This window comes from Pantoea sp. (assembly GCF_032114055.1).
In the GTDB taxonomy this organism is placed as follows: domain Bacteria; phylum Pseudomonadota; class Gammaproteobacteria; order Enterobacterales; family Enterobacteriaceae; genus Pantoea.
This window is the reverse complement of sequence record NZ_DAMCTB010000003.1, coordinates 323,563-349,341: the sequence shown is the minus strand read 5'-3', so window position 1 is coordinate 349,341 and position 25,779 is coordinate 323,563. Positions and strand designations below refer to the sequence as shown.

At 56.0% G+C, this 25,779-nt stretch carries 21 protein-coding genes; 12 read left to right on the top strand and 9 right to left on the bottom strand.

The features are described from left to right. Positions 1-67: 67 nt before the first annotated feature. Positions 68-1,246, top strand: coding sequence for an FAD-binding oxidoreductase (locus tag RT657_RS08075; protein WP_313653615.1), 1,179 nt, complete (start codon positions 68-70; stop codon positions 1,244-1,246). Between the two features lie 2 nt (positions 1,247-1,248). On the opposite strand, the gene RT657_RS08070 is transcribed toward RT657_RS08075, so the two are convergent. Beyond that, positions 1,249-2,619, bottom strand: coding sequence for an aldehyde dehydrogenase family protein (locus RT657_RS08070; RefSeq protein ID WP_313653614.1), 1,371 nt, complete (start codon positions 2,617-2,619; stop codon positions 1,249-1,251). A gap of 459 nt (positions 2,620-3,078) precedes the next feature. On the opposite strand from RT657_RS08070, the gene RT657_RS08065 reads away from it, so the two are divergent. From RT657_RS08065 to RT657_RS08055, 3 genes are all read left to right on the top strand, one after another. Further along, the gene (locus RT657_RS08065) at positions 3,079-4,008 is read left to right on the top strand and encodes a RepB family plasmid replication initiator protein (protein ID WP_313653613.1); all 930 of its coding nucleotides are present in this window, start codon (positions 3,079-3,081) and stop codon (positions 4,006-4,008) included. Positions 4,009-5,570: 1,562 nt separating this feature from the next. Then, positions 5,571-6,770, top strand: coding sequence for an AAA family ATPase (locus tag RT657_RS08060; RefSeq protein WP_313653612.1), 1,200 nt, complete (start codon positions 5,571-5,573; stop codon positions 6,768-6,770). 7 nt (positions 6,771-6,777) lie between these two features. Further along, positions 6,778-7,749, top strand: coding sequence for a ParB family protein (locus tag RT657_RS08055; protein ID WP_313653610.1), 972 nt, complete (start codon positions 6,778-6,780; stop codon positions 7,747-7,749). An 880-nt stretch (positions 7,750-8,629) separates the two neighbouring features. Here the strand turns inward: RT657_RS08055 and RT657_RS08050 are convergent. Beyond that, positions 8,630-9,169 (bottom strand): SDR family NAD(P)-dependent oxidoreductase, encoded by a 540-nt coding sequence (locus RT657_RS08050; RefSeq protein WP_313653608.1) that lies wholly within the window; start codon positions 9,167-9,169, stop codon positions 8,630-8,632. An 88-nt stretch (positions 9,170-9,257) separates the two neighbouring features. Between RT657_RS08050 and RT657_RS08045 the strand changes: the two genes are divergently transcribed. Next, positions 9,258-9,575: a LysR family transcriptional regulator gene (locus tag RT657_RS08045; protein ID WP_313653607.1), complete on the top strand. Its 318-nt coding sequence runs from the start codon at positions 9,258-9,260 to the stop codon at positions 9,573-9,575. Between the two features lie 343 nt (positions 9,576-9,918). Continuing rightward, positions 9,919-11,370 (top strand): sugar porter family MFS transporter, encoded by a 1,452-nt coding sequence (locus RT657_RS08040; protein ID WP_313653606.1) that lies wholly within the window; start codon positions 9,919-9,921, stop codon positions 11,368-11,370. Between the two features lie 593 nt (positions 11,371-11,963). Here RT657_RS08040 and RT657_RS08035 read toward each other — a convergent pair. The 3 genes from RT657_RS08035 to RT657_RS08025 form a co-directional block, all read right to left on the bottom strand. After that, positions 11,964-12,818 (bottom strand): oxidoreductase, encoded by an 855-nt coding sequence (locus tag RT657_RS08035; protein ID WP_313653604.1) that lies wholly within the window; start codon positions 12,816-12,818, stop codon positions 11,964-11,966. Between the two features lie 188 nt (positions 12,819-13,006). Continuing rightward, positions 13,007-17,536 carry an ATP-dependent helicase gene (locus RT657_RS08030; RefSeq protein ID WP_409520986.1) on the bottom strand — a complete coding sequence of 1,510 codons (4,530 nt, stop codon included), beginning with the start codon at positions 17,534-17,536 and terminating at the stop codon, positions 13,007-13,009. A 107-nt stretch (positions 17,537-17,643) separates the two neighbouring features. Beyond that, positions 17,644-18,837, bottom strand: coding sequence for an MFS transporter (locus RT657_RS08025; RefSeq protein ID WP_313653602.1), 1,194 nt, complete (start codon positions 18,835-18,837; stop codon positions 17,644-17,646). Between the two features lie 447 nt (positions 18,838-19,284). Here RT657_RS08025 and RT657_RS08020 point away from each other — a divergent pair, with 447 nt between their 5' ends. After that, complete coding sequence (locus tag RT657_RS08020; RefSeq protein ID WP_313653600.1) at positions 19,285-19,677, top strand: VOC family protein; 393 nt, start codon at positions 19,285-19,287, stop codon at positions 19,675-19,677. A gap of 104 nt (positions 19,678-19,781) precedes the next feature. On the opposite strand, the gene RT657_RS08015 is transcribed toward RT657_RS08020, so the two are convergent. Further along, positions 19,782-20,399, bottom strand: a complete 618-nt coding sequence (locus RT657_RS08015; protein ID WP_313653598.1) for a pyridoxamine 5'-phosphate oxidase family protein — start codon at positions 20,397-20,399, stop codon at positions 19,782-19,784. 299 nt (positions 20,400-20,698) lie between these two features. Here RT657_RS08015 and RT657_RS08010 point away from each other — a divergent pair, with 299 nt between their 5' ends. Together RT657_RS08010 and RT657_RS08005 are read left to right on the top strand one after the other, a co-directional pair. After that, entirely contained in the window at positions 20,699-21,253 is a 555-nt protein-coding gene (locus tag RT657_RS08010; protein WP_313653596.1) for a GNAT family N-acetyltransferase, read from the top strand. 158 nt (positions 21,254-21,411) lie between these two features. Next, positions 21,412-21,957: a TetR/AcrR family transcriptional regulator gene (locus RT657_RS08005; protein WP_313653595.1), complete on the top strand. Its 546-nt coding sequence runs from the start codon at positions 21,412-21,414 to the stop codon at positions 21,955-21,957. A gap of 7 nt (positions 21,958-21,964) precedes the next feature. Here RT657_RS08005 and RT657_RS08000 read toward each other — a convergent pair whose 3' ends face one another. Then, positions 21,965-22,846: a LysR substrate-binding domain-containing protein gene (locus RT657_RS08000; RefSeq protein WP_313653594.1), complete on the bottom strand. Its 882-nt coding sequence runs from the start codon at positions 22,844-22,846 to the stop codon at positions 21,965-21,967. A 96-nt stretch (positions 22,847-22,942) separates the two neighbouring features. On the opposite strand from RT657_RS08000, the gene RT657_RS07995 reads away from it, so the two are divergent. From RT657_RS07995 to RT657_RS07985, 3 genes are read left to right on the top strand one after another with little or no spacing between them, the layout of a single operon-like run. Next, on the top strand, positions 22,943-23,263 hold the full coding sequence (locus RT657_RS07995) for a carboxymuconolactone decarboxylase family protein (RefSeq protein ID WP_313653592.1): 321 nt from the start codon (positions 22,943-22,945) through the stop codon (positions 23,261-23,263). Next, positions 23,245-23,634, top strand: a complete 390-nt coding sequence (locus tag RT657_RS07990) for a tautomerase family protein (RefSeq protein ID WP_313653590.1) — start codon at positions 23,245-23,247, stop codon at positions 23,632-23,634. Before RT657_RS07995 ends, RT657_RS07990 begins: the two co-directional genes overlap by 19 nt. Continuing rightward, complete coding sequence (locus RT657_RS07985) at positions 23,631-24,158, top strand: DUF4865 family protein (protein WP_313653587.1); 528 nt, start codon at positions 23,631-23,633, stop codon at positions 24,156-24,158. The genes RT657_RS07990 and RT657_RS07985 overlap by 4 nt, the downstream gene beginning before the upstream one ends. Before the next feature lie 10 nt (positions 24,159-24,168). Here the strand turns inward: RT657_RS07985 and RT657_RS07980 are convergent, their stop codons facing one another. Both RT657_RS07980 and RT657_RS07975 read right to left on the bottom strand, forming a co-directional pair. After that, complete coding sequence (locus RT657_RS07980; RefSeq protein ID WP_313653586.1) at positions 24,169-24,546, bottom strand: RidA family protein; 378 nt, start codon at positions 24,544-24,546, stop codon at positions 24,169-24,171. 271 nt (positions 24,547-24,817) lie between these two features. Continuing rightward, positions 24,818-25,705 carry a benzoate transporter gene (locus tag RT657_RS07975; RefSeq protein ID WP_313653584.1) on the bottom strand — a complete coding sequence of 296 codons (888 nt, stop codon included), beginning with the start codon at positions 25,703-25,705 and terminating at the stop codon, positions 24,818-24,820. Between the last annotated feature and the right edge of the window lie 74 nt (positions 25,706-25,779).

Below are 25,779 nucleotides of genomic sequence, written 5' to 3'. Positions count from 1 at the left end.
TCCGTGATAGTGACATAGCCGTGTGGGTGACGATCGCCCGCCGATCCCTGATCAGGAGTCGCCACAGATGCCGCAACGTATTGCCGTTATTGGTGCAGGTGTGCTGGGTTTAGCCGTAGCACAGTCCCTTTGCCGTCAGGGTGCGGAGGTCACCGTTTTCGACAAAGGCCAGCCTGGCGGCGGCACCAGCCAGATCAGTTATGCCTGGGTGAATGCCAACGGTAAGGATCCCGCCAGCTATCACGAACTCAATGCGTGTGCGACAGAGGAGCACCGGCGCTGGCAGGCCAGTCATCCGACCTGGCCCCGCTGGCTGCTGGAAACCGGCACGCTGGAATGGGCGGCCGATCCCGCTATCCACCAGCAGCTGACCCGCCGGGTTGCAAAACTCACGGCGCTGGGTTATCCCTGTGAAACACGCGAGCGGGATGCGCTGCTCAGCGCCCTGCCCGGTCTCCGGCTTGATCCCCGCGTTCAGCAGGCGTGGTTTTTTTCCTCGGAATGCCTGCTCTTTCCCAGCCTTTATATCGCCTCTCTGCTGGCCGATCTGCACGCCAGCGGGGGACGGCTCGTTTCTCAAAGTGAGGTCACAACGCTGGCGGAATCGGGCCGGGATGTGCGTCTGACGCTGGCCAGCGGCGAAGCGTGGCGCGGCGATCAGCTGGTACTGGCGACCGGCCGGTGGGCACCTGAGCTGCTCAGCCAGTGCGGGCTCGAACTGGCAATGACCGATGCGAACCGTGCTGATCCGGCGGCCTGCAGTTTCCTGGCGCATACCCAGCCGCTGCCAATCCCGCTTAACTGCAATCTGATCACGCCGGAACTTAACGTACGGCCGCAGGGGGGAGGACGCCTTATGCTGCAGGCACTCGATCTGGATCAGTATGCCGATCCGGCCCGTCCGGCCTCCCCGGATGGATTGATTGGCAAAGAGATGCTGCGGCGGCTGCAGCGGCTGTTCAGGTACAGTGAGGGGGCAAGAATTGAGAAGATTGAAACCGGGCAGCGGTCGCGCCCGGCTGACGGACTGCCCGCGCTGGGGTATCTCAGTAAATCGTCCAGGATCTATCTGATGGTTACCCACAGCGGCATGACCCTTGCCCCGCTGCTGGGCAGACTGGTGGCAGAAGAGATGCTGAGCGGCACAGCCTCACCGATGCTCAGTGACTTTGCACCGCATCGGCTGCTGCGTCCGCTCAGTGCGGATATAAAGAGCGCACCCGCCTATCTGCCTGCGTCGCAGTAAAATCAGCGGCGATTTTTCCACACGGTCTGCACGTTACAGAATTCGTGCACACCAAAGTGCGACAGTTCACGGCCATAACCGCTCTTCTTCACACCCCCGATGGTGACGCGCGGATCAGAGGCGCCGTTACCGTTCACAAACACAGCCCCGACTTCAAGCTGCAGTGCCAGCCGGTCGGCGGTCTCTTCGTTGCCACTCCAGATCGTGGCACTGAGGCCAAAATCGCTGTCGTTGGCGATCTCAAGCGCATGCTGGGGATCCCGAGCGACGGCAATCGCGGCAACCGGGCCAAACAGCTCCTGACGAAACGCCGTCATGCTGCTGGTGACATCCGCAAGGATCGTTGGTGCGTAGTAGTTACCCTGACCGGCGACCTTTTCGCCGCCCAGCACCAGACGTGCCCCTTCTGCCAGCGTGGCCTTGACCTGACTGTCCAGCTCGTCACGCAGATCGGCGCGCGCCATCGGGCCCAGGAATGTCTGCTCGTCCAACGGATCGCCCATGGTTAGTGCCTGAACGGCTTCCGTGAAGCGCTTTTCAAACTCGCTGGCGATTGGCGCTTCGACAATGAAGCGTTTAGCGGCCATGCAGACCTGCCCGGTGTTCTGGAAGCGTCCGATGACGGCAGATTTAACGGCTTCATCGAGATCGGCATCGGCCAGTACGATGAAAGGATCCGATCCGCCCAGTTCCAGTACGGTTTTCTTCAGGGCTGCACCTGCCTGCGCGGCAATTGCGGCGCCTGCCCGGACACTGCCAGTGACGGCAACGGCGGCAATCCGGTCGTCTTTAATCGCGACGGAAACACCGTCATTATCAACGTTAATGAGATTAAAGCCGCCTGCAGGCAGATCGGTCGCCCTGAACAGCTCAGCCATCAGTGTGGCGCTTCCCATAACGTTAGGCGCGTGTTTCAGCAGATAGGTGTTGCCTGACAGCAGCATGCTGACAGCGCCTCGCAGAACCTGCCACAGAGGGAAATTCCATGGCATGACGGCCAGGATGACGCCAATCGGCCGGAATCGTTGCCATGCGTCGGCAACCTGAGTCGGCTGGTCATCAAGCATTGCCGGGCCATGTTCAGCATACCAGTCGCACAAATTTGCGCATTTCAGGACTTCAGCGCGGGCCTGTGCAATGGGTTTTCCCATCTCCAGCGTGATCATACGAGAAAGATCCTGCTCACGCAGGCGGAGCTGTTTACCCAACTGGCGTAATACATGCACTCTGTCCGCCATATCACTCTGTTGCCATCGGGCATACGCGGCGGCGCTCTCTGCCAATGCCTGCTCCAGCTCGGATGCTGATTGTAATGGCCAGCGTGTCAGAATTTCACCTGTTGCAGGGTTACGCGATAGGACATGGTCAGTCATGATGCCGGTTTCCTCATTCTGTCAGTGATGGAAAAACGATACGCGCTCAGGATGATGATGAAAAATGAATAATAGTGAGGAAGTTGTTTACTAAAAATGAACCTGTATGCTTTTTATCTGCTCTGCTTCTTTACCAGCTCTTTGCAGATGTGGTTATTTCAGCCGCCAAAGCGGAGAGCGGAAGATCGGCGATTTCTGATGTTTTCCACTTATACAGTGATTAGATCCTAAAAAACGATCCTTAATAGATCATAAAGAGATCCTAAGAGATCCCCGATCGTCGCAGGCCGCACGCCCCAAGGGCTCAAAGGGTGATCGCGTTCACTATAATCAGTAAAGTGTTCACTGTAATCAGTACTTTATTCACTGTACCAGGTAGAATGTTCACTATAAACAGTGCTAATGTTCACTGTAGTCAGAAAACGATCCCTTTCATCCACAGAATGAAGATCTTAAGCTATGGCAGATAAAGACAACGAAAACAAAGCGTTACTAGAACCTTTTCTGTCAGTGACCAAAAACAGTGGTGAAGTTATCCAGCTTCATCCCAACAAGAATAATACTGTTCAGCCGGTGGCATTAATGCGCCTTGGACTGTTTGTGCCGACGCTGAAATCAACGGCACGCGGCAAATCCGGTGCAATGGCCTCGACAGATGCGACCAAAGAGCTGAAAAATCTGACGCTGGTAAAAGCCGAGGGCTACGAAAAGATTACCATCACCGGCGCGCGACTGGATATGGATAACGATTTCAAAACCTGGGCGGGGATCATTCAGTCTTTCTCGCGCTATCCGACCAGGGGCGATACAGTCACGCTACCCTTCATCGACTTTGTGAAGATGTGTGGTATTCCCTCTGCCAACTCCTCCGCTGCGCTGCGTAAGCGTCTGGATGCCTCTCTGCGCCGGATTGCAACCAATACCCTCTCCTTTGAAGGTAATGGCAAGGCGTATCATACTCATCTTGTTCAGTCTGCGTATTACGATCGCGAAAAAGATATCGTGCGCATTCAGGCCGATCCTAAACTGTTTGAACTTTATAATTTCGACCATAAGGTTTTGCTTCAGCTTCGCGCCATATCCCGTCTTAAACGCAAAGAGTCTGCACAGGCGCTCTACACTTTCCTGGAGAGCCTGCCAACCAATCCTGCGCCTATATCGCTCGCGCGACTGCGAATGCGCCTGAATCTGGGCTCCAAGACTACCACGCAGAATCATGTGGTGCGGCGCGCAATGGAGCAGCTCCAGGAAATTGGCTATCTTGATTACTCAGAAGTGAAACGCGGGCGCTCTGTCTTCTTTATCATCCACAGCCGCACGCCTAAGCTCGATGGCATCAGCAATCTGGAGAGCATTGATTCGCTGGATGAAATTGAGTTTGATGACTGACCGCATACGTTCACTGCAATCAGTATAATGCTGTGGCAGTGTCACATGCTGTGCTACTGATGATGACGGCTCAGCTACTCAGGATTCACTGTAATCAGCCCTTATTCCCTGTTCACTGTAATCAGCACCGTTCACTGTAATCAGTACCCGGCGCCTTACAGGCAAGCCAGCTCTGCAAATCTTCCTTTTTTATCTGCCACTCCATAAGCCTTTGGATGTAAGTGTGTACTTACATACATCTTATGGCTGGTATCTGACAGTTCTACTGCTGATTACAGTGAACGCCCGGACGCTTGCTGAAAAAGAGGGCTTACTGATTACAGTGAACGTTACTGAATACAGTGAATGATTGCGGCCCGCCCTGCCTTTCAGCCTTGTGATACAACCGTTGGGCCAGCATCAGGGCCTGCTCATTATAATGCGAGGCGTGACACTGTTACTGATTACAGTGAATCATCGCTGGCATGCGGCTTCCCTTACTTTTACCGTATTGGGTTACTGATTACAGTGAACGTTAGCCGCTGACGTCATTCTGTACCTGTGGCCAGGAATCTCAACTGATTGCAGTGAACGCTTACTGATTACAGTGAATGCCGGTGAGCGGATGAGTAAACGCATCGTCTTACTGATTACAGTGAACGCCAGATCTTTACGCCTGGCAGCGTTGAGCCTGATTACTGCCATATAGCCATAGCATTACATTCCGCCGTTAAGCCTGGCCGGTTCATCCTGGCTTATAGCGAGCGCGGTAGTCCAGCGCGAGATCTGACCGCTCAATGCGGTGCATTCGCAGCTGCAGAGTCATCACGATTTGCACTCATCCCTGCTGGCGGGCCTTTCCACAGCCATGTGCCTCTTTGCTGATTACAGTGAACGTTTGCGATCTGACACAGTTTTTACTGACTATAGTCAACGTTTCGCTGGTCTGCGGTTACTGATTACAGTGAATATCGGGAGATGCTTTGTTTTGTGATGTAAGTCACAGCTAATTTTGAACGTTTTCTGTTCTGCCTTGCCAGTTCCTCCCTCGTTTGGGGTTCCGGGTGCAACGTTCAGCTGATTACAGTGAACGTCTGACAGAAGAGTCGTTAATGGGCAGATGGAAGGACTACTGATTACAGTGAACGTCAGACAGAACTTTGAAAGCACGGAATTACTGATTACAGTGAATGTCCGAATATGCGATACGCCTCCCCTCTTTCGCAGACAGGCTAAGGCAAGCAGGGTGAACCGCCTGTTTCTGTTCTTCTTAACACTTTCACTGATTACAGTGAACGTTCACTTTTTTTCAGTGCGCTTTTCAATCGTTTGTCCGTCCGGTTCATGTCTACGCCCTGAATCCGCCCCTCCCTGACTGAATACAGTGAATGTTTTGCTGATTACAGTGAATCCCTTAAGGCCAGAACAGCGGTCATTTTGGCAGGGTGGTTACAATAGTGTGACGATGCTCACCAGAACCCATGCTGTTGCATACAATCGCAGATGATGTTGAGATGATAAATTATTGCCTCATGTGCAGGATTTATGTATAAAGTCGTAAATCCTACACATCCGGAGCAACGATGGCTAACGATGATAAGCAGGTGATGAAGGTTGCGCAGCGTTCAGAACGCATGCTGCTGAGTCTCACCGAACAAATCCAGGCGCAGAAGCAGGAACTGCACGAAAACACCTATTATCAGGTCTATGCCAAAGCGGCACTGGCTAAATTGCCTAAACTGACCCGGGCCAGTGTGGATTATGCTGTCAACGAGATGGAAGAAAACGGCTATCAGTTTGATAAACGTGCGGCGGGATCTTCCGTTAAATATGCCATGTCGATTCAGAATATTATCGATATTTATCATCATCGTGGCGTGCCAAAGTACCGGGATCGTCACGATGAGGCCTATACCCTGTTTGTTGGTAACCTGAAGGGCGGGGTCTCTAAAACAGTCTCCACCGTTTCTCTGGCGCACGCACTGCGTGCCCACCCTCACCTCTTATATGAAGATCTGCGGATTCTGGTTATCGACCTCGATCCGCAATCTTCTGCGACGATGTTTCTGAATCATGAGCGTTCAGTCGGACTGGTGGAAGCGACAGCCGCGCAGGCGATGCTGCAGAACGTTTCGCGTGATGAGCTGATTAATGAATTTATTGTTCCGTCAATCATTCCGGGCGTAGATGTGCTGCCTGCGTCAATTGATGACGCCTTTATCGCCTCGCGCTGGGATGAGTTATGCGCTGAACATCTGCCACAACAGAACGTTCATGCCGTGCTGTGCGACAATGTCGTCGCCAGGCTCAAAAAAGACTATGACTTTATTTTTATCGACAGCGGCCCGCATCTGGATGCATTTCTGAAAAATGCGATTGCGGCGTCCGATCTGTTGATGACACCCGTTCCGCCCGCGCAGGTTGACTTCCACTCGACGCTGAAATACCTGACGCGCCTGCCGGAGCTGATCGCGATTATTGAAGATTCCGGTGCAACCTGTCGTCTGCAGGGCAATATCGGCTTTATGTCCAAGCTCTCCAACAAAGCCGATCACAAACTTTGCCATAGTCTGGCAAAAGAGATTTTTGGTGGCGACATGCTCGATGCCGCCCTTCCCCGTCTGGATGGCTTCGAACGCTGTGGGGAATCATTTGATACGGTCATCTCCGCCAATCCTTCGACTTATGTCGGCAGCAGCGAAGCGCTGAAAAATGCGCGCTCAGCCGCGGAGGATTTTGCAAAAGCCGTGTTCGATCGTATCGAATTTATTCGCCTGAACTGAGGTTTGTATGAGCGCAAAAAGAATTACGATAGGCAGAACCTTCAGCCAGACTCCCCTGGAAAATGAGGCGCCTGACAGCCAGCATAATCAGACTTTTGTACTGGCTACGGGTAAGCGGGCCCTGTTTCGCTTTGAACGTATTGCCGCCGCAGAGGTTGAGAGCAAAACCTTTGTGTCGATAGAAACTAACGGACGCGATCAGGCTGGCCTGACGCCTGATTCACTACGTGACATTATTCGCACAATTAAGTTGCAGCAGTTCTTCCCGGCTATCGGCGTGATGCGTGACGAGCGTATTGAGATCCTCGATGGTTCGCGCCGCCGTGCCGCCGCGCTGCACTGTAAAACTGGCCTCGACGTGCTGGTCACGGATGCCGCCATTACCGCAGACGAAGCGCGCAGGCTGGCGCAGGATATTCAGACGGCGCGTGAACATAATCTGCGTGAAGTGGGTATGCGCCTGCTGACGTTGAAAGATGGCGGCCTGTCGCAGAAAGAGATTGCTGAAAATCAGGGACTCTCGCAGGCGAAAGTTACCCGTGCCCTGCAGGCGGCCAGCGTACCCGCCGACCTGATTACCCTTTTTCCGAATCATGCCGAGCTGACCTATCCCGATTATAAGTCACTGCTGCAGGCCGCGGACAAGCTGAGCGAGTCCGGACAAAGCATCGGTGCGTTAATTAATGCCATATCAAGGGAGATTGATGTTGTTCGTGCCCGCGAAGGTCTGGCTGAAGATGAGCTTAAGAACCATATCCTGCGCCTGATCCGTCAGGGCAGCCAGACGCTGGTGAAGGAACCGGAAAAAGATAAAACGCAGGCGACAACGCTATGGTCGTTCGCCGACAAAGATCGCTTCGCCCGCAAAAAGATTCGTGGACGGATGTTCAGTTATGAGTTTAACCGTCAGTCGAAAGAGCTGCAGGACGAGCTGGATAAAGTGATCGCAGAGACGCTCAAGAAGTATCTGAACCGATAATCCACGTTGCCTGAAAAAACCGGTGCGCTGCGCCGGTTTTTTTTGACTGCTAATCATCGCTTAAACACAGGAAAACCCAATTTCAGGCTGAAATCGCCACGCTTTATTGCGTCTTTGCCTAATTAAATGATTGAAATTAATGAATTATTTCGTTTTTCCCTTGGCCTGAAATCGCCAAGCTTTTGAGAAATGTCAGCTAAGATCAGATTTTGCTCCGTAACTTAACGTAATTAATCAAAGCATGTTATGAGTCTGCGTTGAGGCGTCAGCCAGCAGGCCGCTATGCCCTGAGCACAGACTGGCTCATCACAATATTGCAAGAGAAGAATTCCAGGTGCTGGTTCATTTGTGTCCAACTACTTTTCCCTTAGTGCACTTAACACCTGACTGCCGCTAGCAGCACACGCATACTCTGAAAAACCATTTTGCAGAGAAACCCTCCGCCAGCAGAAACTTACATTTAACCTGTTGTTTATTTAGGAAAAAAATCAGGAATTTCAGGCTGAAATCGCCAGGAAAGCTGACTGAATGGTTCAGCCTGTTATCGGTCAGCCTTAAAAAGAATTCTTTAAAAGCAACATGATGGGTTGACAGCAAACGATCGATTCCGGCGTCAGAAGAGATACTCAGAAAATATCCCTCAGTTATCCACAGAAAAAGTGGATAACTTTTTCTGTGGGGGTGAAATTCTTTTCTCATAGCCTGTGAACGGCGCACGTGATGATTGAACAATACAACGACTTCTGGGGTAAAACTCTCTTTAGTGTTGACCCGCGCTGCGCACATTCGTCGGCTGCGAAGCGTCACGGAGATAGGCTAAACCTCTCAGGCAAGGTGAACAGCCTGCCACCCGTCTGCGATGGTAAAAGATGCATACTGTTTACAGTAAATTGGCTCCAGTCAGTGCTTCTGAATCCTGCATCCGCCTGCCTGCCTCGCTTTCAGGGCGCGCAGACTGGCTAACAGAGGGAAATACGTTGTCCACTACAGTCAGTAAATCGCGCTGAAAATTACGATAATCCGCGCCTGACGCACACAGGAGAAAAGCCTGGCCGATGGCCCGGTTGAGCGTCCACAAATCTTCCAGCCAGGCGGTGATCTGCTTCACCACTGCCACGGTTGAGAGGTCAAAACGATCGTGCAGCGTGATGCCCGCGTTGTTGACCAGCACATTAATGCGCCCGTAATGCGCAAGCATCCGGTCAACGGCCAGGCGGATGGAGAAGGAATCGGCTATACCGGCCGCCAAGCCGGGATGTCCTTCGCCGCACGACAGGGCGCTGGTCTGCGCAGCTTCCGGGTCTGAATTGAGCATAACGACGCGCGCGCCATGCTCAGTAAAGCAGGCCGCTGTCGCCCGGCCTATACCGCGCTGGGAGGCGGCTCCGATGATAATCGCAACTTTATTTTCAAATAACATAGTCCACTCCAGAAGAATAATTATGAGTGGTTCGGTATCGCTACCGGCAGAGTCACAATCAGAATTGATAACGCGGTGAAAATTGGCGATGCAAAAAATTCATTTGATGCTGAATGTATTTGGTGATTTATGGCCGTCGACAACTTTGAGATTGAAAAATGAACATCAATCACAAAATTCCGGTGTGGAAAGGCGGATGGAAAAGCAGTCTGATTACCTGCCTTCTATTCAAGCGCTGCGGGTGTTTGAGCAGGTGGCCCATTTCGGTAATGTGGCGTGCGCGGCTGAGGAACTCAGCATTACACCTTGGGCGGCCAGTTATCAGCTGGCAAAAATAAAGCGGGAACCGGACTGTATTCTTTTTAATCGCTCCGTTAAAGGGAGTCACGCTGATGCTCTGAGGTGAGCATTATCTGCAGGAGATCGGTCCGATACTGCTGGGGCTGTCGCAGGCGACGACACGTATCATCGGGTCTTTACGTACGGATTTGCCCGGTTTTCCCGCGTTGTTCATTTTCCTGACTGGATTCAGGATGAGCTGAAAGCGATGCTCTTAAATAACTTTCATTCTGTCACTGTTTCGCCGGTTTATTTCTTCTTTTTCCCGTGCCGGTTATTAACTGCATATTGCTCATGCCAGTTTAAAAATAGCGTCTACACTTCCTTACCCAATCGGTAAATATGTTCCATTTCTATTCCGTATGAAATTTAACCATGCGGATGTTTAACTTATTAATGGCAGGGATATTATGAGTGCAAATACACCAGATTCTGGTGATGCTGGCGATCACGCGCCTGCAGATACGGTACGCCAGCGTATTTTCTTAGTGGTGCTGGTGGCGACGATGGGGGCACTGGCCTTTGGTTATGATACAGGTATCATTTCGGGCGCACTGCCCTATATGACCTCACCGCCGGATCAGGGTGGGCTGGGACTGAACTCATTTACAGAAGGGCTCGTCGCCTCTTCACTGGTATTCGGGGCCGCAATTGGCTCGTTCCTGAGTGGTTTCTTCTCTGACCGTTTTGGCCGTCGCATTACGCTGCGTAGCCTGGCGGTGATCTTTGTGCTGGGTTCACTCGGCACGGCGCTGGCCCCCTCGGTTAACATTATGGTGGCGATGCGCTTCCTGCTGGGTATCGCAGTGGGCGGTGGCTCGTCAACCGTGCCGGTGTTTATCGCGGAGATTGCCGGGCCGCGCCTGCGCGCGCCGCTGGTCAGCCGCAACGAACTGATGATCGTGACCGGCCAGCTGGTGGCCTATGTCGCCAGTACGCTGCTGAGCTATCTGCTGCACGATGAGCACCTGTGGCGTTACATGCTGGCGATTGCGATGGTGCCGGGTCTGCTGCTGTTTATCGGCACCTTCTTCGTGCCGGCGTCACCGCACTGGCTGGTGGCAGAAGGGCGTCTGCGCGAGGCAAAAAAAATCCTGAAGTATCTGCGTGAAACGCCGCGCGAAGTCCGTCATGAAATGGCACAGATGAAGAAGCAGGCCAGGGCAGCAGAACGTGGCCCGGGTGCGAAAACCCTGATCCGCGAGAAATGGGTGATCCGTCTGATGATCATTGGTATTGGTCTCGGCTTTGTCGCGCAGTTTACCGGGGTCAACGGCTTTATGTACTACACGCCGATCATCCTGAAGTCCACCGGACTGGGCACCAGCGCCTCAATTGCCGCCACCATCGGTAACGGCGTGGTATCCGTGCTGGCGACCTTTGCCGGCATCTGGGCCATCAGCCGCTTCCCGCGCCGTACGATGCTGATTACCGGCCTGTGTCTGGTGGTCACCGCGCAGATCCTGTTGGGTGGCGTTCTGACCTTTATGAGTTCCAGCCTGATGCAGAGCTATCTGGCTCTGGCCTGTATCCTGCTGTTCCTGTTCTGCATGCAGATGTGTATTTCACCGGTCTACTGGCTGATGATGTCGGAGCTATTCCCGATGCAGCTGCGTGGTGTGCTGACTGGCGGAGCCGTTTCGCTGCAGTGGATATTCAACGCCGTGGTTGCCTTTGGTTTCCCTCCGGTGATGGAATATGCGGGCAGCACGACCTTCTTTATCTTCGCTGCCATCAATGTCGGTTCACTCATCTTCGTGATGGCGATGGTCCCTGAAACGCGGGGCAAGAGTCTGGAAGAGATCGAGACGCACATGAAAGAGAAGTTTGGTGAAAAGCCAAAAGAGGCTGAAGCCGTTTAACCCATAACCGGATTCAGCCCGACGCTGAATCCGGTTTTTTTTGCGTGCTCCAACATTCGTCCCTTCGCCCAATTCTCATGCAAACCGTCAGTGTTCACTGTAAAAGGCAGGTGAGTGCAGGCGCTTTGCTGGCAATTTCAGGCTGAAATCGCCAGAACCAGGCAGTGAAATCGTGGCCGGTTATCGCCGGAACGGCCCGTGAGCCGGGCATTTTCTCCGTTACCCTCCTCATTGAAATCTGTTTGCTTTCGCCATGCGTTTGCCGACCAAAAACGGCCGCTCTTTTCGGCTATCGGACGTGACGGCAACACGTCCTGCCTTCCTCTGTCCTCATGCAAACCGTCGGTGTTCACTGTAAAGGGCAGGTGAGTGCGGGCGCGATGCTGGCAATTTCAGCCTGAAATCGCCAGAACCAGGCAGTGAAATTGTGGCCGGTTATCGCCGGAAAGACCCGTGAGGCGGGCATCTTCTCCGCTACCCTCCTCACCGAAATCCTTTTTCTTTCGCCAGACGCTTGCTGGCTGAAATGGGCCGCTGTTTTCCAGTACTGAACGTGACGGCATCACATCCAGGCTGCCGTCTCCGATAGCAGGTTACAGGGCATTCAGCGTCGCCATCACCTCATCCGACAGCGCCAGATTCCCGCTGGCCATGTTCTGCCGCAGATGTTCCGGAGAGGAAGTGCCGGGGATCAGCAGGATATTGGGTGAACGGCGCAGCAGCCACGCCAGCGCAACCTGCATCGGTGTGGCATTCAGCGAGGCCGCAACGTCATTCAGTTGTGCCAGCTTCAGCGGCGCAAAGCCGCCCAGCGGAAAAAATGGCACCCAGGCAATGCCCTGCTGCGCCAGGCTGTCTACCAGTTCATCATCCTGGCGGTGCGCAAGGTTATACATATTCTGCACGCAGACAATGGGTGTCATCGCCTGAGCTTCAGCAATCTGAGTGGCCGTAACGTTACTCAGGCCGATGTGCCGGATAAGTCCGCGATCCTTTAAGGTCAGCAGTGCTTCCAGCTGCGGAGTAAGCGACCCTTCCTTCGGTCTGGCCGGATGCAGCATGCTGCGCAGATTTACCACATCAATCACGTCTAGCCCCAGGTGACGCAGATTATCTTCCACGGCCTGCGTCAGCGCCTCCGGCTCCATCGCCGCATGCCAGCCCCCTTTAGCGTCTCGCCGGGCACCGACTTTAGTCACAATGCACAGATCCTGCGGATAGGGATAGAGGCTCTTTTTGATTAACAGGTTAGTTTCGTACGGGCCATAAAAATCGCTGGTGTCGATGTGATTGACGCCTGCCTCAATCGCGTCGCGCAGAACCTGCATGGCACGGGCTTCATCTTTCACCGGCCCGAACACGCCCGGCCCGGCGAGCTGCATTGCGCCAAAGCCGATACGGTTAACGTCACGATCGCCTAACTGAAAAGTCATGGTGCTGTCTGACATAAGAACCTCCTGCGTGGGTGTAGATCAAGTGTAATGGTGATTCAGCAGGGCAACTATCTGGTGTCGTCAGGCGCGCGAAATAAAGCGGCGTACTTTGAAAGGGAGGTCGTGCGGGAGGCGGAGGCGTTCAGCCTGCAGGCCCATCCTGGATGACCGCGCAGGCGTTCGCCGGTTTGCAGAAACCCGCGTTAGCGGTACCAGCTGAATCCCTGCGGCACCCGGGAAAAACCGGCGTGTCGCAGCGCATTAAACAGGGGCGAGTGTGACACCGGTTCACCCGCCACGGTTTCCAGTGTAAAGGTTGCGGGTTTTTCACGTTTCAGCGACTCGCCCAGCGCGGCAACCGCGTCCTCCAGTCGCGTGACGTCGTCACTGAACGTCAGTAACTCTTTGCCGCCCGTTGTCAGGTAGAGCATCAGCGCACCATCCACAATGACCACCCGCGCCCCCTGGCGGCGGACAGGCCGGGTTGCGCTGGTGTGTGATGGCCAGCTGAGCATCGCCCCAAACGGATTCGCCGGATCAGAGGCCGCCAGCACCACCGCCTCTGGCGCGCCCCCGGATTCTTCGGCCAGCTGCCGCAGCCGCTCAATGGTCTGGTGGTCGGCAAACTGAGCGCCGCCAGCACCGGCGACAAACCGGCCCCGCAGCAGCCGTCCGGCATCTTCCATGCCACGCAATACCGGCTGCAGCGCCGGAAAGCCGCCGGGGATCTGCTCTGAAACGACACAGCCGCGGGTGATAACTCCATAGCGGTCCAGCAGGTTCTCCGCCAGCGACAGAGCCAGATGGGCAGGTGCAACCGCCTGTCGCGCTATCCGCGACCAGCGTCCGGGCAGCGTGCTGACCATCGGCCGCCGTGCAGGTAGTGCGCCAGGCGTCAGGCGGTGACCAAAACGGCTGCGCAGCGTCCGTGCCGGACGTGAACGTGTCACGCCTGACGCGCTGAGACGGCTGCGCACGGCAATCCAGCTATCGGTGGTAACGCAGCCCTGCCACACCAGTTGCCATAGCGCGTCATTGATATCCGCTGGTTCCGGCGCACTTATTTCCATTTTCGCCATCAGCTCATGGACAAACCATGCGCCTCCCTGACTCAGTGCGTCATAAAGATCCTGCTGAAGCGGGGGCAGAGCAGGCGAGGCCTCCTGCAGCGGCAACGTTTCTGCCGCACATTCAGAAAGATGAAAGGAGATCAGCCCATCATTCTGGCCCAGCGCTTTATGTCCGCACCAGATCACCTCGCCACGGGCTAACAGCTCGTCAAGCATCGCAGGCTGATAGTCAGCGATCCGGCTCCGCAGGATTTGCGATTCCCATAGCGAGGCCGGAAGCGGCACGCCAGCGAGCTGTTCGATCACCCGCAGCAGCCGGCTGGCACCCTGATTTTCTTCCCGCTCTCTATCATTTAAACCGTGCCGCTCCAGCAGCAGGCGAACCCAAGCGGAGGGCGGCACCGGCCGGGTTGCCTCGCGAGCTGATTGCAGTGAACGTAAGCGCAGGCGTCTGAAGTTCTCCGCTGTGACCCACTCTGTTTCTGCCGTCTCTGCGGCCGCACCGATATTCATCAGGCTGCCCTGTGAATGCAGGGCGCGCAGCCGTTCGTCTGCCACGGCGGTGCCCAGCCCGAAGTGGGTGGCGAGCTGTCGGGTTGTGAACAGCGCATGTGTGCGGGCGTAGCGGCTGATCAGATCGCCCAGGGGATCGGCCACTGATGCCAGAAACGTTACGGGCAGATCATCAGGCAGCGTGCAGGCCAGCGCATCGCGCAGGCGGCCTGCATCTTCAATGATCGCCCAGCGAGGTTCTCCGGCGAGTGTGACCGGGATAAGCCGCCGGGCAGTTGCGAACTGCGTGATGGCCGGGGGGATCGCGTCAGGACTGCCGGAAAAGCGGGCCGCGATGTCTTCAGCGGAAAGCGGGCCGAGGTCACGCAGCAGATCGATGATGCCTTCAGTATGTGAGGCCTGATAGCGGGGATCGCGGCGTTGCAGTTCCTGTTCCGCCTGCTTAACGACCTCCGCGTTAAGCAGATCCCGTTCCGGTGTCTGGCCGAGCAGCTCACCCAGCAGGCTGCTGTCGAGCGTCAGCAGTGAGGCCTGCCGCTCCGCCTGCGGAGCATCGCTGGCGTAGATAAACTCCGAGACGTAGCCGAATAAAAGCGGCGCGGCGAAGGGGGAAGGCTGGGCAGTCGTCACCTCAACCACGCTGACGCGTTCCTCTGCCACCTGCTTCATCAGTGCATGCAGCGCAGGCAGGTCATAAACATCCTGCAGACATTCGCGGGCGGTTTCGATCAGTATGGGGAAATCATCATACTGCTGCGCGACGGCCAGCAGCTGACCGGCACGCAGTCGCTGCTGCCAGAGCGGCGACCGCTTACCCGGATTGCGCCTTGGCAGCAGCAGTGCCCGTGAGGCGCACTCCCGGAAACGTGCGGCAAACAGCGCCGACTGGCCGACGCTTTCCGTCACAAATCGCGAGAGCGTATCCGCGTCAAAGATAAACAGGTCAGTGCCAGGCAAATCGCGTTCGCTGGCGGGGAAGTGGGCGACGATGCCGTCATCGCTGGCGGCGATGGCGGCATCCACACCCCAGCGTTGCCGGATGCGAGTGCCGATCGCCAGCGCCCAGGGCGCGTTGACCCGTTTTCCCCACGGCGAATGCAGGATCACTCGCCAGTCGCCGATTTCGTCCCGGCAGCGTTCAATCAGCAGTGTGCGATCATCCGGCACGACGCCGGTAGCGGTGTGCTGTTCGGCCACCAGCGCCAGCAGATTGCTGACCGCCTGGGGATTCAGCCCCAGCGCGCTGAGCCGGGCTGAGGCCTCCTCTGAGGTGTCCCGGTTCAGCATACGCAGAAACATGCCGAGGCGGGCACCTGAATCGGCGCTGCGTCCCACCCCTTCACCACGCCAGAATGGCAGGCGGGCAGGACGGCCCGGTGCAGGCACTACCACCACCTGATCATGGGTGATCTGCTGGATGCGCCAGGATGTTGCGCCCAGGGTCACGATGTCATTGATCCGTGACTCGTAAACCATCTCTTCATCCAGCTCACCTACGCGTCTGGAGCCCGCCTGCTCTTCGCCTTCCGGCAGAATAACGCTGAACGTGCCCCGATCGGGAATCGTTCCGCCGCTGGTCACGGCCAGCTTCTGCGCGCCAGGGCGCTCTGTCAGCAGACCCCTCTCGCGATCCCACACCAGCTGCGGCCTGAGCTGAGCAAACGCATCTGACGGAAATTTTCCAGCCAGCATGTCGAGCGTCGCGTCAAACAGCCGGCGTGGCAGCGTTCGGAACGGGTCGGCCTGGCGCACCCGTGCAAACCAGCTGTCGGCCTGCAGGCTGTCCATGGCAACCGCTGCCAGCGTTTGCTGCGCCAGAATATCGAGCGGATTACGCGGCGGGTTCAGCGCCTCAAGCTGTCCGGTCTGCATGAGTTCGAGCGTGACGGCGGCATCCAGCAGATCGCGCCGGGTGCGGGGAAACAGGATCCCGGTCGATACGCCGCCGACCTGATGCCCGGCCCGTCCTACCCGCTGTAGCGCGCTGGAAACCGACAGCGGCGCGCCAACCTGAATCACCAGATCCACCGGGCCCATATCGATGCCCAGCTCCAGGCTTGAGGTCGCCACCACGCAGCGCACGCTGCCCTGTTTCAGCGCGGCTTCAATCTCGCTTCGCTGCTCTCTGGACACAGAGCCGTGATGCGAGCGGGCGATGAGGATGTCGTCCGCGTCGTGATTGCTGTCACTATCGTCAGCCGGACCGCGCCCGGCAAGATGGCGTGCGTTCAGCCGCGCCGTCAGTTTCTCCGCCAGTCCCCGCGAATTGACAAAGACGAGCGTGGCGCGATGCGCCATGACCTGCTGCAGAATGCGGGCCTCAATGTGTGGCCAGATCGAACCGCCCGTCGCGCCTGATTTATCGCCCGGATCTGCGCCGTCGGCGATATCGGTCATATCCTCGACCGGCACCTCGATCGTCAGGTGCAGCGTACGCCTGGCGGCCGGATTAACAACCTGAACAGGCTGAGATCCGCCCAGAAAGGCCGCAACCCGTTCGACCGGCTGCACCGTGGCGGAGAGCCCGATGCGCTGGGCGGGCTGAGGCAGCAGCGCATCCAGCCGCTCCAGACTCAGTGCCAGCTGCGATCCCCGTTTTGAGCCTGCGACCGCATGCACCTCATCGACGATCACTGTCGTCACACCCTGTAGCGTGGTGCGGGCTTTTGAGGTCAGCATCAGAAACAGCGACTCCGGGGTGGTGATAAGAATATCGGGCGGACGACGCAGCAGCCGGGCACGCTCTGCACCGGGCGTATCGCCGGAACGCATGCCGACATTCAGGGTGATGGCAGGCTCGTTAAGCGCCTCCCGCCAGGCGCTGACGCCGGCCAGCGGCAGCGTCAGGTTACGCTGCACGTCAGCCGCCAGCGCCTTCACTGGTGAAATATAGAGAATGCGGGTGGTATTTTCACGAGCGGGTGCAGGCTCTTCCGTTCTGACTCTGAACAGGGTGTCAATGGCGGTCAGAAAGGCCGCCAGCGTTTTCCCGGAGCCGGTAGGGGCGATGACCAGAGCATGATCGCCGCGGGCGATGGCCTGCCAGGCCGCCAGCTGCACCGGCGTCGGGGCGGCAAAGGCGGCAGAAAACCATTGCCGCGTGGCGGCTGAGAAACGGGCTAAGATCGCCTCTGATCGGGATGCTGGCATCATACTCATGGCATTGTGCGTCCACTGCGCCTGAAATCAATCCGTTCAGTGTATGTGAAAACTCCGTTTCAGGGTGATGCCACCGCCATTGGGCGTGTCATGCGATGTTACGAACCGGGCGCGCCCGCGAATGCTCGCCCTCTGACGGCCAGCAGCGACATCAGCGCCAGCGCAATCAGCGTCATGCCGTAATACCAGGCGGTCTGGTTCAGCCCGATATGGGGCGCAGCGATGCCGGCGGCAATGGCGGGCAGGGCAAAGGCGAGGTAACTTTTTACTAAAAAGGCCGCGAACAGACCGGCGCGCTCATGCCCTTCTGCGAGCGGCAAAATGATTTTCAGCACGCTGGAGAAAATCGATCCGAATCCCTGGCCCGCAATTGCCGTGCCGACATAGAGCCAGGCCACGCTGTGCAGAGAGAGGCCGCTCAGGGTGACCGTGACGCCGGTTATCAGCATCAGCGTCCCGACGACCAGCGCGCGTGCGGGTGGAAGCAGACGGAAGAGTAACACCGCAGCCGTTGCGCTCAGCATCAGCGTGGCGACCACCGATCCGCCGATAAGCGGTGAGGTCAGCCCGGTGGCACTGGCGACCATGCCAGGCATCAGAGAAAGATAGAAGCCGCCCAGCATCCAGGTGGCGATATTCACCGGGGTCACTTTTAACAGGGGGCCCAGCGCACGGCGCGGTATGCTGACCTGAGGACGCAGCGCGGCTAGAACACCGGGCTGAGGCGTGATGGTTTCCGGTATCAGTGGTAAGAGCGCTATGGCTGCCAGCATCGTCAGCAGTAAGAGCGCATAGAGCGTGACGGTAGGATAGGGGGCGAAGCTCACCAGAAATCCGCCTGCCAGCGTGCCCAGCGTCATCCCCAGAAAGGCCGTAAAGGAGTTCAGCAGCGGCCCGCGGGTTTTGCTGGCGTCGATCAGGCTGGCACCAAAGGTTGGCAGGGCAATGCCGGTCGCAAAACCCTGCACCAGCCGGGCTGTAATCAGTGTCGCCGCCGAGCTGGCCAGCATAAAAACCACCAGCGCAAGCGCATTCAGCGCCAGGGCCAGCAGCATCAGCGGTCGCCGCCCGGTGAAGTCCGACACTTTCCCTACCGTCAGCAGCGCGGCCAGCAGGGCAAAAGCGTAGGCGCCAAAGACCAGCGTGAGCATGGGCGGCGACAGATGGAACAGCGTGCGGTAGAGCGGATAAAGCGGCGTGGGTGCGCTGCTGGTCGCTGAAATCAGTACTGCGCCGGTAAAGCTGAAAAGCGTGGTGCGGTTGGCGGCTGCGGGCGTCAGGGCAGGGTTCATAACGATCACCTTAATGCAAAATATTAGCTTTAAGATATAAGGCGAACGGTGTCTTAATGCAATATCTTTGCTTTAACAAATCCTGCTACGGGACAAAAGTTATGGAAGGCCATTAAAAATGATGCGCAATATGACCGATCGCTATGCCGGCTCAGCGTCAGGCGTGTTGAGGCCGCAGGGAGGCTGAAAAAATCTTTACGCAGCGCATGCCAGCTAAAGATAGAGACTAGTCAGTCGTTCACTATGCGCTGCTAATCCACAGGGCAAAACGAATAGCGCTTTTCAGAACAGAGACTTAAACAGGGCGTGACTGAAGCAATAAAACCCGCAGGATCATTTCCGTGCGCCAGTATGGTAAGGGTACAGTTCGTGATGTTTTATGCTTATCCGATGGTTATGCTGGGAAAATCTGGCGAAGATGATTTAAAACAATCAGGAGGCGCGAAAATGAAAATCGATAAGATTGACCATATTCATGTATACGTTGAAAACATTGTGCTGGCTGAACAGTGGTATAAGACTATCCTGGGTTTTTCTCGCGACGAGTCCCTCTTATTCTGGTTTGAACAGGGCGGACCGCTGGTGATCCGTAACCACGGGGCGTCCCTCTCCCTTTTCCTCAGACAATCTCACCCTCCAGGCCATACGGTGGCTTTCAGGGTAGCGGCCCAGTCGTTCAGCGAACTGATTCCGGTCCTGAAGCAACATAATATTCCCTTCAGCGTCAGTGACCATGACGTCTCAGTTTCTGTCTATTTCCGCGATCTCAGTGATAATAAAATTGAAGTCACCTCTTACGATTATCTGAATGCGAAGCAACGGCTTGAGAGCCTCGCTTAGCACTCTGTTTCGTCATCGGTGCCTCTGGCTGGCCGTCAGGGACTTATACCGGAATCCCGGCGCATCAGCCCTCAGACTTTCCGCAGGCCAGACCAGAACGGCGCTCAATAGAGCGAATTCTTCAGCCTTTCCGGCAGGGCTTTGTCATAAGCATCACCATCAATCTCTGCAATCTGTTTCAGAATCGAACCGGTGCTCGGCAGAGCCTGGCGGGAAATCTGTGTATCCGCATTCCAGAGTCCGGCACGGATAATGGCGCGACTGCACTGAAAGAAAACACTCTCCACGCTGATGCGAAGTACGGTTCTGGGCTGCTGATGGTTAACGGCAAACCGCGCCAGCAGTGCCGGATCGGTGCTGATCGCCGCCGTGCCGTTCACCCGCAACGTCTCGCCAATACCGGGAATAAGAAACAGCAGCGCAACCCGATTGTCATGCAGAATGTTGCGCAGGCTGTCGATACGGTTATTCCCCCGTCTGTCAGGTAACAGCAGCGTCTTTTCATCCTGGATTTCAATAAATCCGGCCGGATCGCCGCGTGGGGAAACATCCAGTCCTTCCGGCCCCGAGGTCGCCAGCGCCACAAAAGGCGAGGCTTCGATAAACGGACGATAGGCGGGATGAATGTAATCCGTGACCTTTGCGACGGAGGGGCGGGCGACGCTGCCATAGAGACTGTCGAGTTCTGTCAGTTCAGTGATGATGTTGCTCTGTTCAGCCATTCGTATCCTCTCTGCTGATTAATCCACGCTTTAGCGCCTGCGATGACGGACGGAAAAACCGACGCCCGACTTTAACATCACATTAACACTTATGGCATCACTGCCGGAACTGTGGCACTGTGGTTTGTGATCTGTGTTCAGCGTGGGGCCGGTAAAAACGATGGGGAAACAGCCGATTACCCGGGTGATCGTTTTACCGGTTGCCTGCGGCTACCTTAATTGCACGCGACTCAGCACTGACGGGCGGCAGAAAAGGTCGCTGACACAGCATGAATTTCAGTACCCGTAAGGAGCAGTCGATGTATTGGGAGTCAGAGCGTTTACTTTACCGTTATACCCGTCGTGACGATCTGGACGATCTCTTCAGAATCTATGGCGACCCTGAGACGCACCGGTTTAACCCGAGGGGGCCGTGGCCTGACAAGGCTCACGCCGTTCACTCTATGGCGCTGAGGTTACAGAGCTATCAGGATGATGGTTTCGGCGACTGGACCATTTTTGAGAAAGCACGCCCGGCGAAAATCATCGGTTTTGGCGGCGTTTTCAGAAGCCGGTTTGATGGTCATCCGACCAATAATCTCGGCTACCGGTTTGAGCCGGACGCCTGGGGCAAAGGCTACGCGACCGAGCTTTCGCTAAGAGCCATCCGTTACGGATTTGAAGAGGCCGGACTGAGCATTATTACGGGTGTCGTGCGGGAAAACCATCTGGCATCGCGCCGGGTGCTGGAAAAAGCTGGCTTAACCTTTCTGAAGAAGGTAAACGATCTCAAAGACCTGCCGCCCAGCCTGATGTACACCCTGACCCGCCGTGACTGGCTGGCGGCGCAAAAGGGTGATGCGACCTCTGGCTGATGCCTGTACGCCATGATCAAGGTGTGGCTTCTGCCGTGCCCGACACCGTTCAGCACACTTTACCGCCTGCTCAACCTGAGATGCGGTACACTGCCGCTATCTGTTAATGCAACGTCGTTGCTTTAAAATGATCCGGATGGCTAAAGCAGGAGAAAAAGATGGCGAAGGAGATGATTCGTCAGGGTGGACGCAGCGCACGTATTCAGGCTGAGGTGCATGCAACGGTAAACCGGTTGCTGGAAACGCACGATCGTTCCGCCATTACAGTGCCGATGATTGCAGATCAGGCCGGTGTTACGCCCTCCACGATTTATCGGCGCTGGGGCGATCTGGCGCAGCTGCTGGCGGATGTGGCTCTGGCACGCATGCGGCCCATCGCGGAACCGGAAGACACCGGTTCGATGACTGGCGACCTTAACGTCTTTATCCAGCAATATGTTGAGGAGATGTCGTCAAAGGTCGGCCGTGAAATGCTGGCCGATATAATCGGCAGTCACGCAGAACAGGCCAGCCAGCGATGCTGTGGCTTTACCTATCAGCATCTTGAAACGCTTAACAATCGTGCGCTGGCGCGCGGAGAAGCGGGATTTGACGTTAATCGCGTGGTCGATGGGGTGGTGGCACCCGTTATGTTTCATATCCTTTTCGGAGACCGTGATCTCTCTGCGGAATATTGCTCGTCGCTGATCCAGCGGGCTTTGTGAATCGCCGTCAGCCCGCCACAAAGGGCAGGGCGGCGTCTGCAATCAGATGCTGCAACAGTGCACGTGCCGGATCGCTTTCCTGGTCGGCGCAGGCCAGCGCAATATCCAGCGAGCCGGGCGCAGGCAGCCGCTGGGATTCCACCACGAGCGTCTCCGGCAATCCGGCGCGGGTGCGAAGCGTCATCCCCAGCCCGGCCTGGAGTGCGGCCCAGATGCCGCTCAGGCTGTGGCTGGTAAACACTACACGCCATGGAATAGCGGCCCGATCCAGTGCCTCGGTGGCGCGGGCTCGCATTACACAGGGTGCATCGAAAACCACCAGCGGCAGCGGCGCCCCGCGCTGCAAATAGCCCGCCAGATCAAATGCCGGATGCTGTATCCAGGCTAACGGACAGTGACCGATCAGCTGCGTACCACGCTGTCGTTCTGTCTGCCAGAGCAGCGCCAGGTCCAGTTCCTGACGCGCCAGCGCCGTGAGCAGCGCCTGATTGCGGTCAACCCGAGCCGTCAGCATGACCTCCGGATGCTGGCGGTTAAAAGCGCCGAGAATGTCGGGCATCAGGGCTTCGCCAAAATCCTCCTGCATGCCGATGCGGATCTCCCCCTGCAACCCTTCGCCTTTTACCGCCCGCAGCGCCTCGTCGTTCAGCGCCAGCAGCCGTCGGGCATAGCTCATCAGCTGTTCTCCGCTGCGGGTCAGTTGAAGATGTCGTCCTTTTTTCATTACCAGCGGCGTACCACATTGCTGCTCAAGTTTTTTGAGCTGTGCGCTGACGGCAGAGGCGGATCGGCAAAGACGCTGTGCGGCAAGGGCGAAGCTGCCTGCATCCATTCCCGCGACAAAACTGCGCAGTGCATCCATATCCAGTGATTCAGGTAGCTTGTTCATCATCGTCCTGTAAAAGTGAATGGTGAATGCTGATTAATTTGATTTTCAGGATGGTTATCCCGGGAGACACTCTGTCTGACTACGGAGGAGGGTGCAATGAAAATGTTACTGAACAAAGAAACACTGGCGCGCAAGGCGCCGAAACTGGCTGAACTGACCCGGCAGGTTCTGTTTGACGATATCTGGCAGCGTGATCAGCTGTCAGCGCGTGAACGCAGCCTGCTGACGCTGGCAACCCTGACAGCGCTGGGACGCGTTGAGCAGATTCCCTGGCATATTCGTTTTGCCCGGCAAAATGGGCTGACCCATGATGAGCTGGTAGAAAGTTTTACCCATCTGGCGTTTTATGCGGGCTGGCCTGCCGCAGTTACCGCGCTGAACTGTCTGGAGGACAACGTATGCCCATCACCCGAATAACCCTGCGTCAGGGCTACAGCGATGCGGCACTGCGTCAGCTCTCCCGGCTGCTGCAGCAGACGCTGGTGGCGGAGTTTGACGTTCCCGGGCAGGACTGCTTTCAGATGATTGAGATGCTGCCTGGCGTTCAGCGGGTATTCGACCGTGACTACCTCAGCGGCGGCCGCAGTGACGACTTTGTGCTGTTTCAGATCACGGCAGGCAGGCCACGCTCCCGACGGCAGAAGCAGCAATTTTACCATTCACTCTGCACCGCGCTGCAGAGGGAGATGGGGATCGATCCCGATGATGTGATGATCGTTATTCAGTTTAACAGCACCGAAGAGTGGAGCTTCAGCGGCGGCCGGATGCTGGCTCAGGAGGCGTTATGATTGTAATGCACTACCGTTTTACTTTGCCTGCCGACTATGACATGGGCATTATCGAACACCGGATCAGCGTGAATGGCGCAAGGCTGGATGGCTTTCCGGGGCTGATAGCCAAGGCGTATCTTTATGCCTGCCGTGAGGAGGGGGACCTTGAGGAAAATCGTTATGCGCCGATCTATTTCTGGCAGGAGGCAGCGGCGATGCAGCGTTTCCTGCAATCGCCCGGTTTCGCCGCGCTGGTCCGCGATTTTGGCTGGCCGACGCCTGAATGCTGGCTGGCTTCTGAGGATCAGTCCTCCATCCCGGATTTAGCCGAAGCCTGCTTTATGATGCTCAATCGCTGGACGATACCGCCTCATACAGATCTTATGGCGCTGCCGGAGAGATTCGGCTTCAGCGCCTGGGATGTCACCCGCTGGCAGGGCATAACTCTCCATGCGTCTTCTCAGCGTTCTGCCGGTTTTCGGGAAGTCTATCGCATTGGCTACCTGGCGCGCGGCGCGGCCGCGTCAGCACTGCAGCTCTGACGCTCGTCGCTCAGAGGGCAAGTATGGCCTCAATCTCAATGCGCAGGTCCGGAGAGAACAGCCCGCTGACCTGCACCAGCGAGCTGGCGGGCAGATGATGACCGTAATATCGATAAAGCACTTCCCGCAGGGCATTAATTTCAGTCAATGAGGTCACGAATATCGTTACCTTCAGTAGTGAGGCAAGCGAGGTCTGCTCTGCTATTGCAACAAGGCGGAGCTGCTCAAAAATAGCCTCTGCCTGCTCAGCTATATCTCCCTGCTGCGCTGCTGTACCAAACGCCGTCAGACCGGAAACATAGAGTGTGGTGCCATGTTTCACAGCATGCACATAGGGCGCTTTGACGTCGCCCAGTTGCGGATAGTTTTTACGTTCTGGCTGGGTCATGGAACCTCCTTCATCATTTGAGTGAACAGCGTAATCTTTGCACCGGCATTAGCGACTCAGTAGCTGCTGGCAGGCCCGGTTCTCCTGCGTGGTACGCTGCTGCTCATCCGGTGTCTGCGCCTGCCAGCTCCCCGATGTATAACGGGTTATCAGCCCGGATGACATTGCCCACTTCCGGGCCTGGTCTTTACTCACAACGCTTTGTGGTGACCGGCAGTAAGGCATCAGCTGTCAATAAAAAGCCCGCTGAGTGCGGGCTAAAACTATGTGCCTAACGTTTGATGAAGTCACTAAACCGGGCCTGATTAGCGACCAGCCAGGCAGGCATAAATTCCGGCGTGACTGGCCTGATCGCCATTTTGCGGGGCCGGTTCCAGATATCAATATTCTGCTCAACACAGCGACGGATATGATCCGGATTATTAAATTCCGGAAGATTGTTTTCCGTATGGGAAATTGTCGCCATTTTCTCGCTGATCCGGTCATCAGTCATGACCCATGAAAAGTGCCAGCCAGCGTCCTTTATCGTGCGGGTGCGAAACTTCAGCAGGTTCCAGCGCCACCAGCTATCCCTGATGGGCGTACCCTTACGTTTTACATTACGCAGCAGCTCTGGCTGGCCGCGGAAGAAATGCTTCAGATGCTTCATCGTAGTCATCTTTGGCAGACGGCACAGACGCGCAGAGCCATCATCGTTGAGCACCTGAACATTGAATTTAAAGTTATAAAAATTCTGATAGAGCGTTGTGCAGAGATAGTGCGGACTAAACTGTTTCAGGGCTTCCGGACGAGGGATTTCGTCAACGTCTGAAACCAGAATGATGTCGTCATCCTGGGCGAAGTTCAGGCCACGCATAATCGCGTTGCGGGCGATTGTCTCGTTTTCCCATGGATCAGTTTCACCCGCTTTTACGACGGAGCTGCCAGACACGAACGTATGCTGATAAATAGTCGGCACAGCGTCATTGACCACATAAATAATCTTGTCACGAAAAGCGGCAAATTTTTCGATATCGAAGTGAAGTCTGTCACGGCGCCTGCCGGTAAAGGTATACAGGGATTCCACGACAACAAACCGGTCAACGTGTTCATAAAGCGTATTCAGGCGAAGTTCTAACAGCATGTCTTCGTCGTAATAGAGGAAACAATCGTAAATCATCAGAGGGAATACCTTCCTGGCATTATATAAATCGATATGCCGGAATTGTACCCCATACGTAAGCCCGGTTTTAC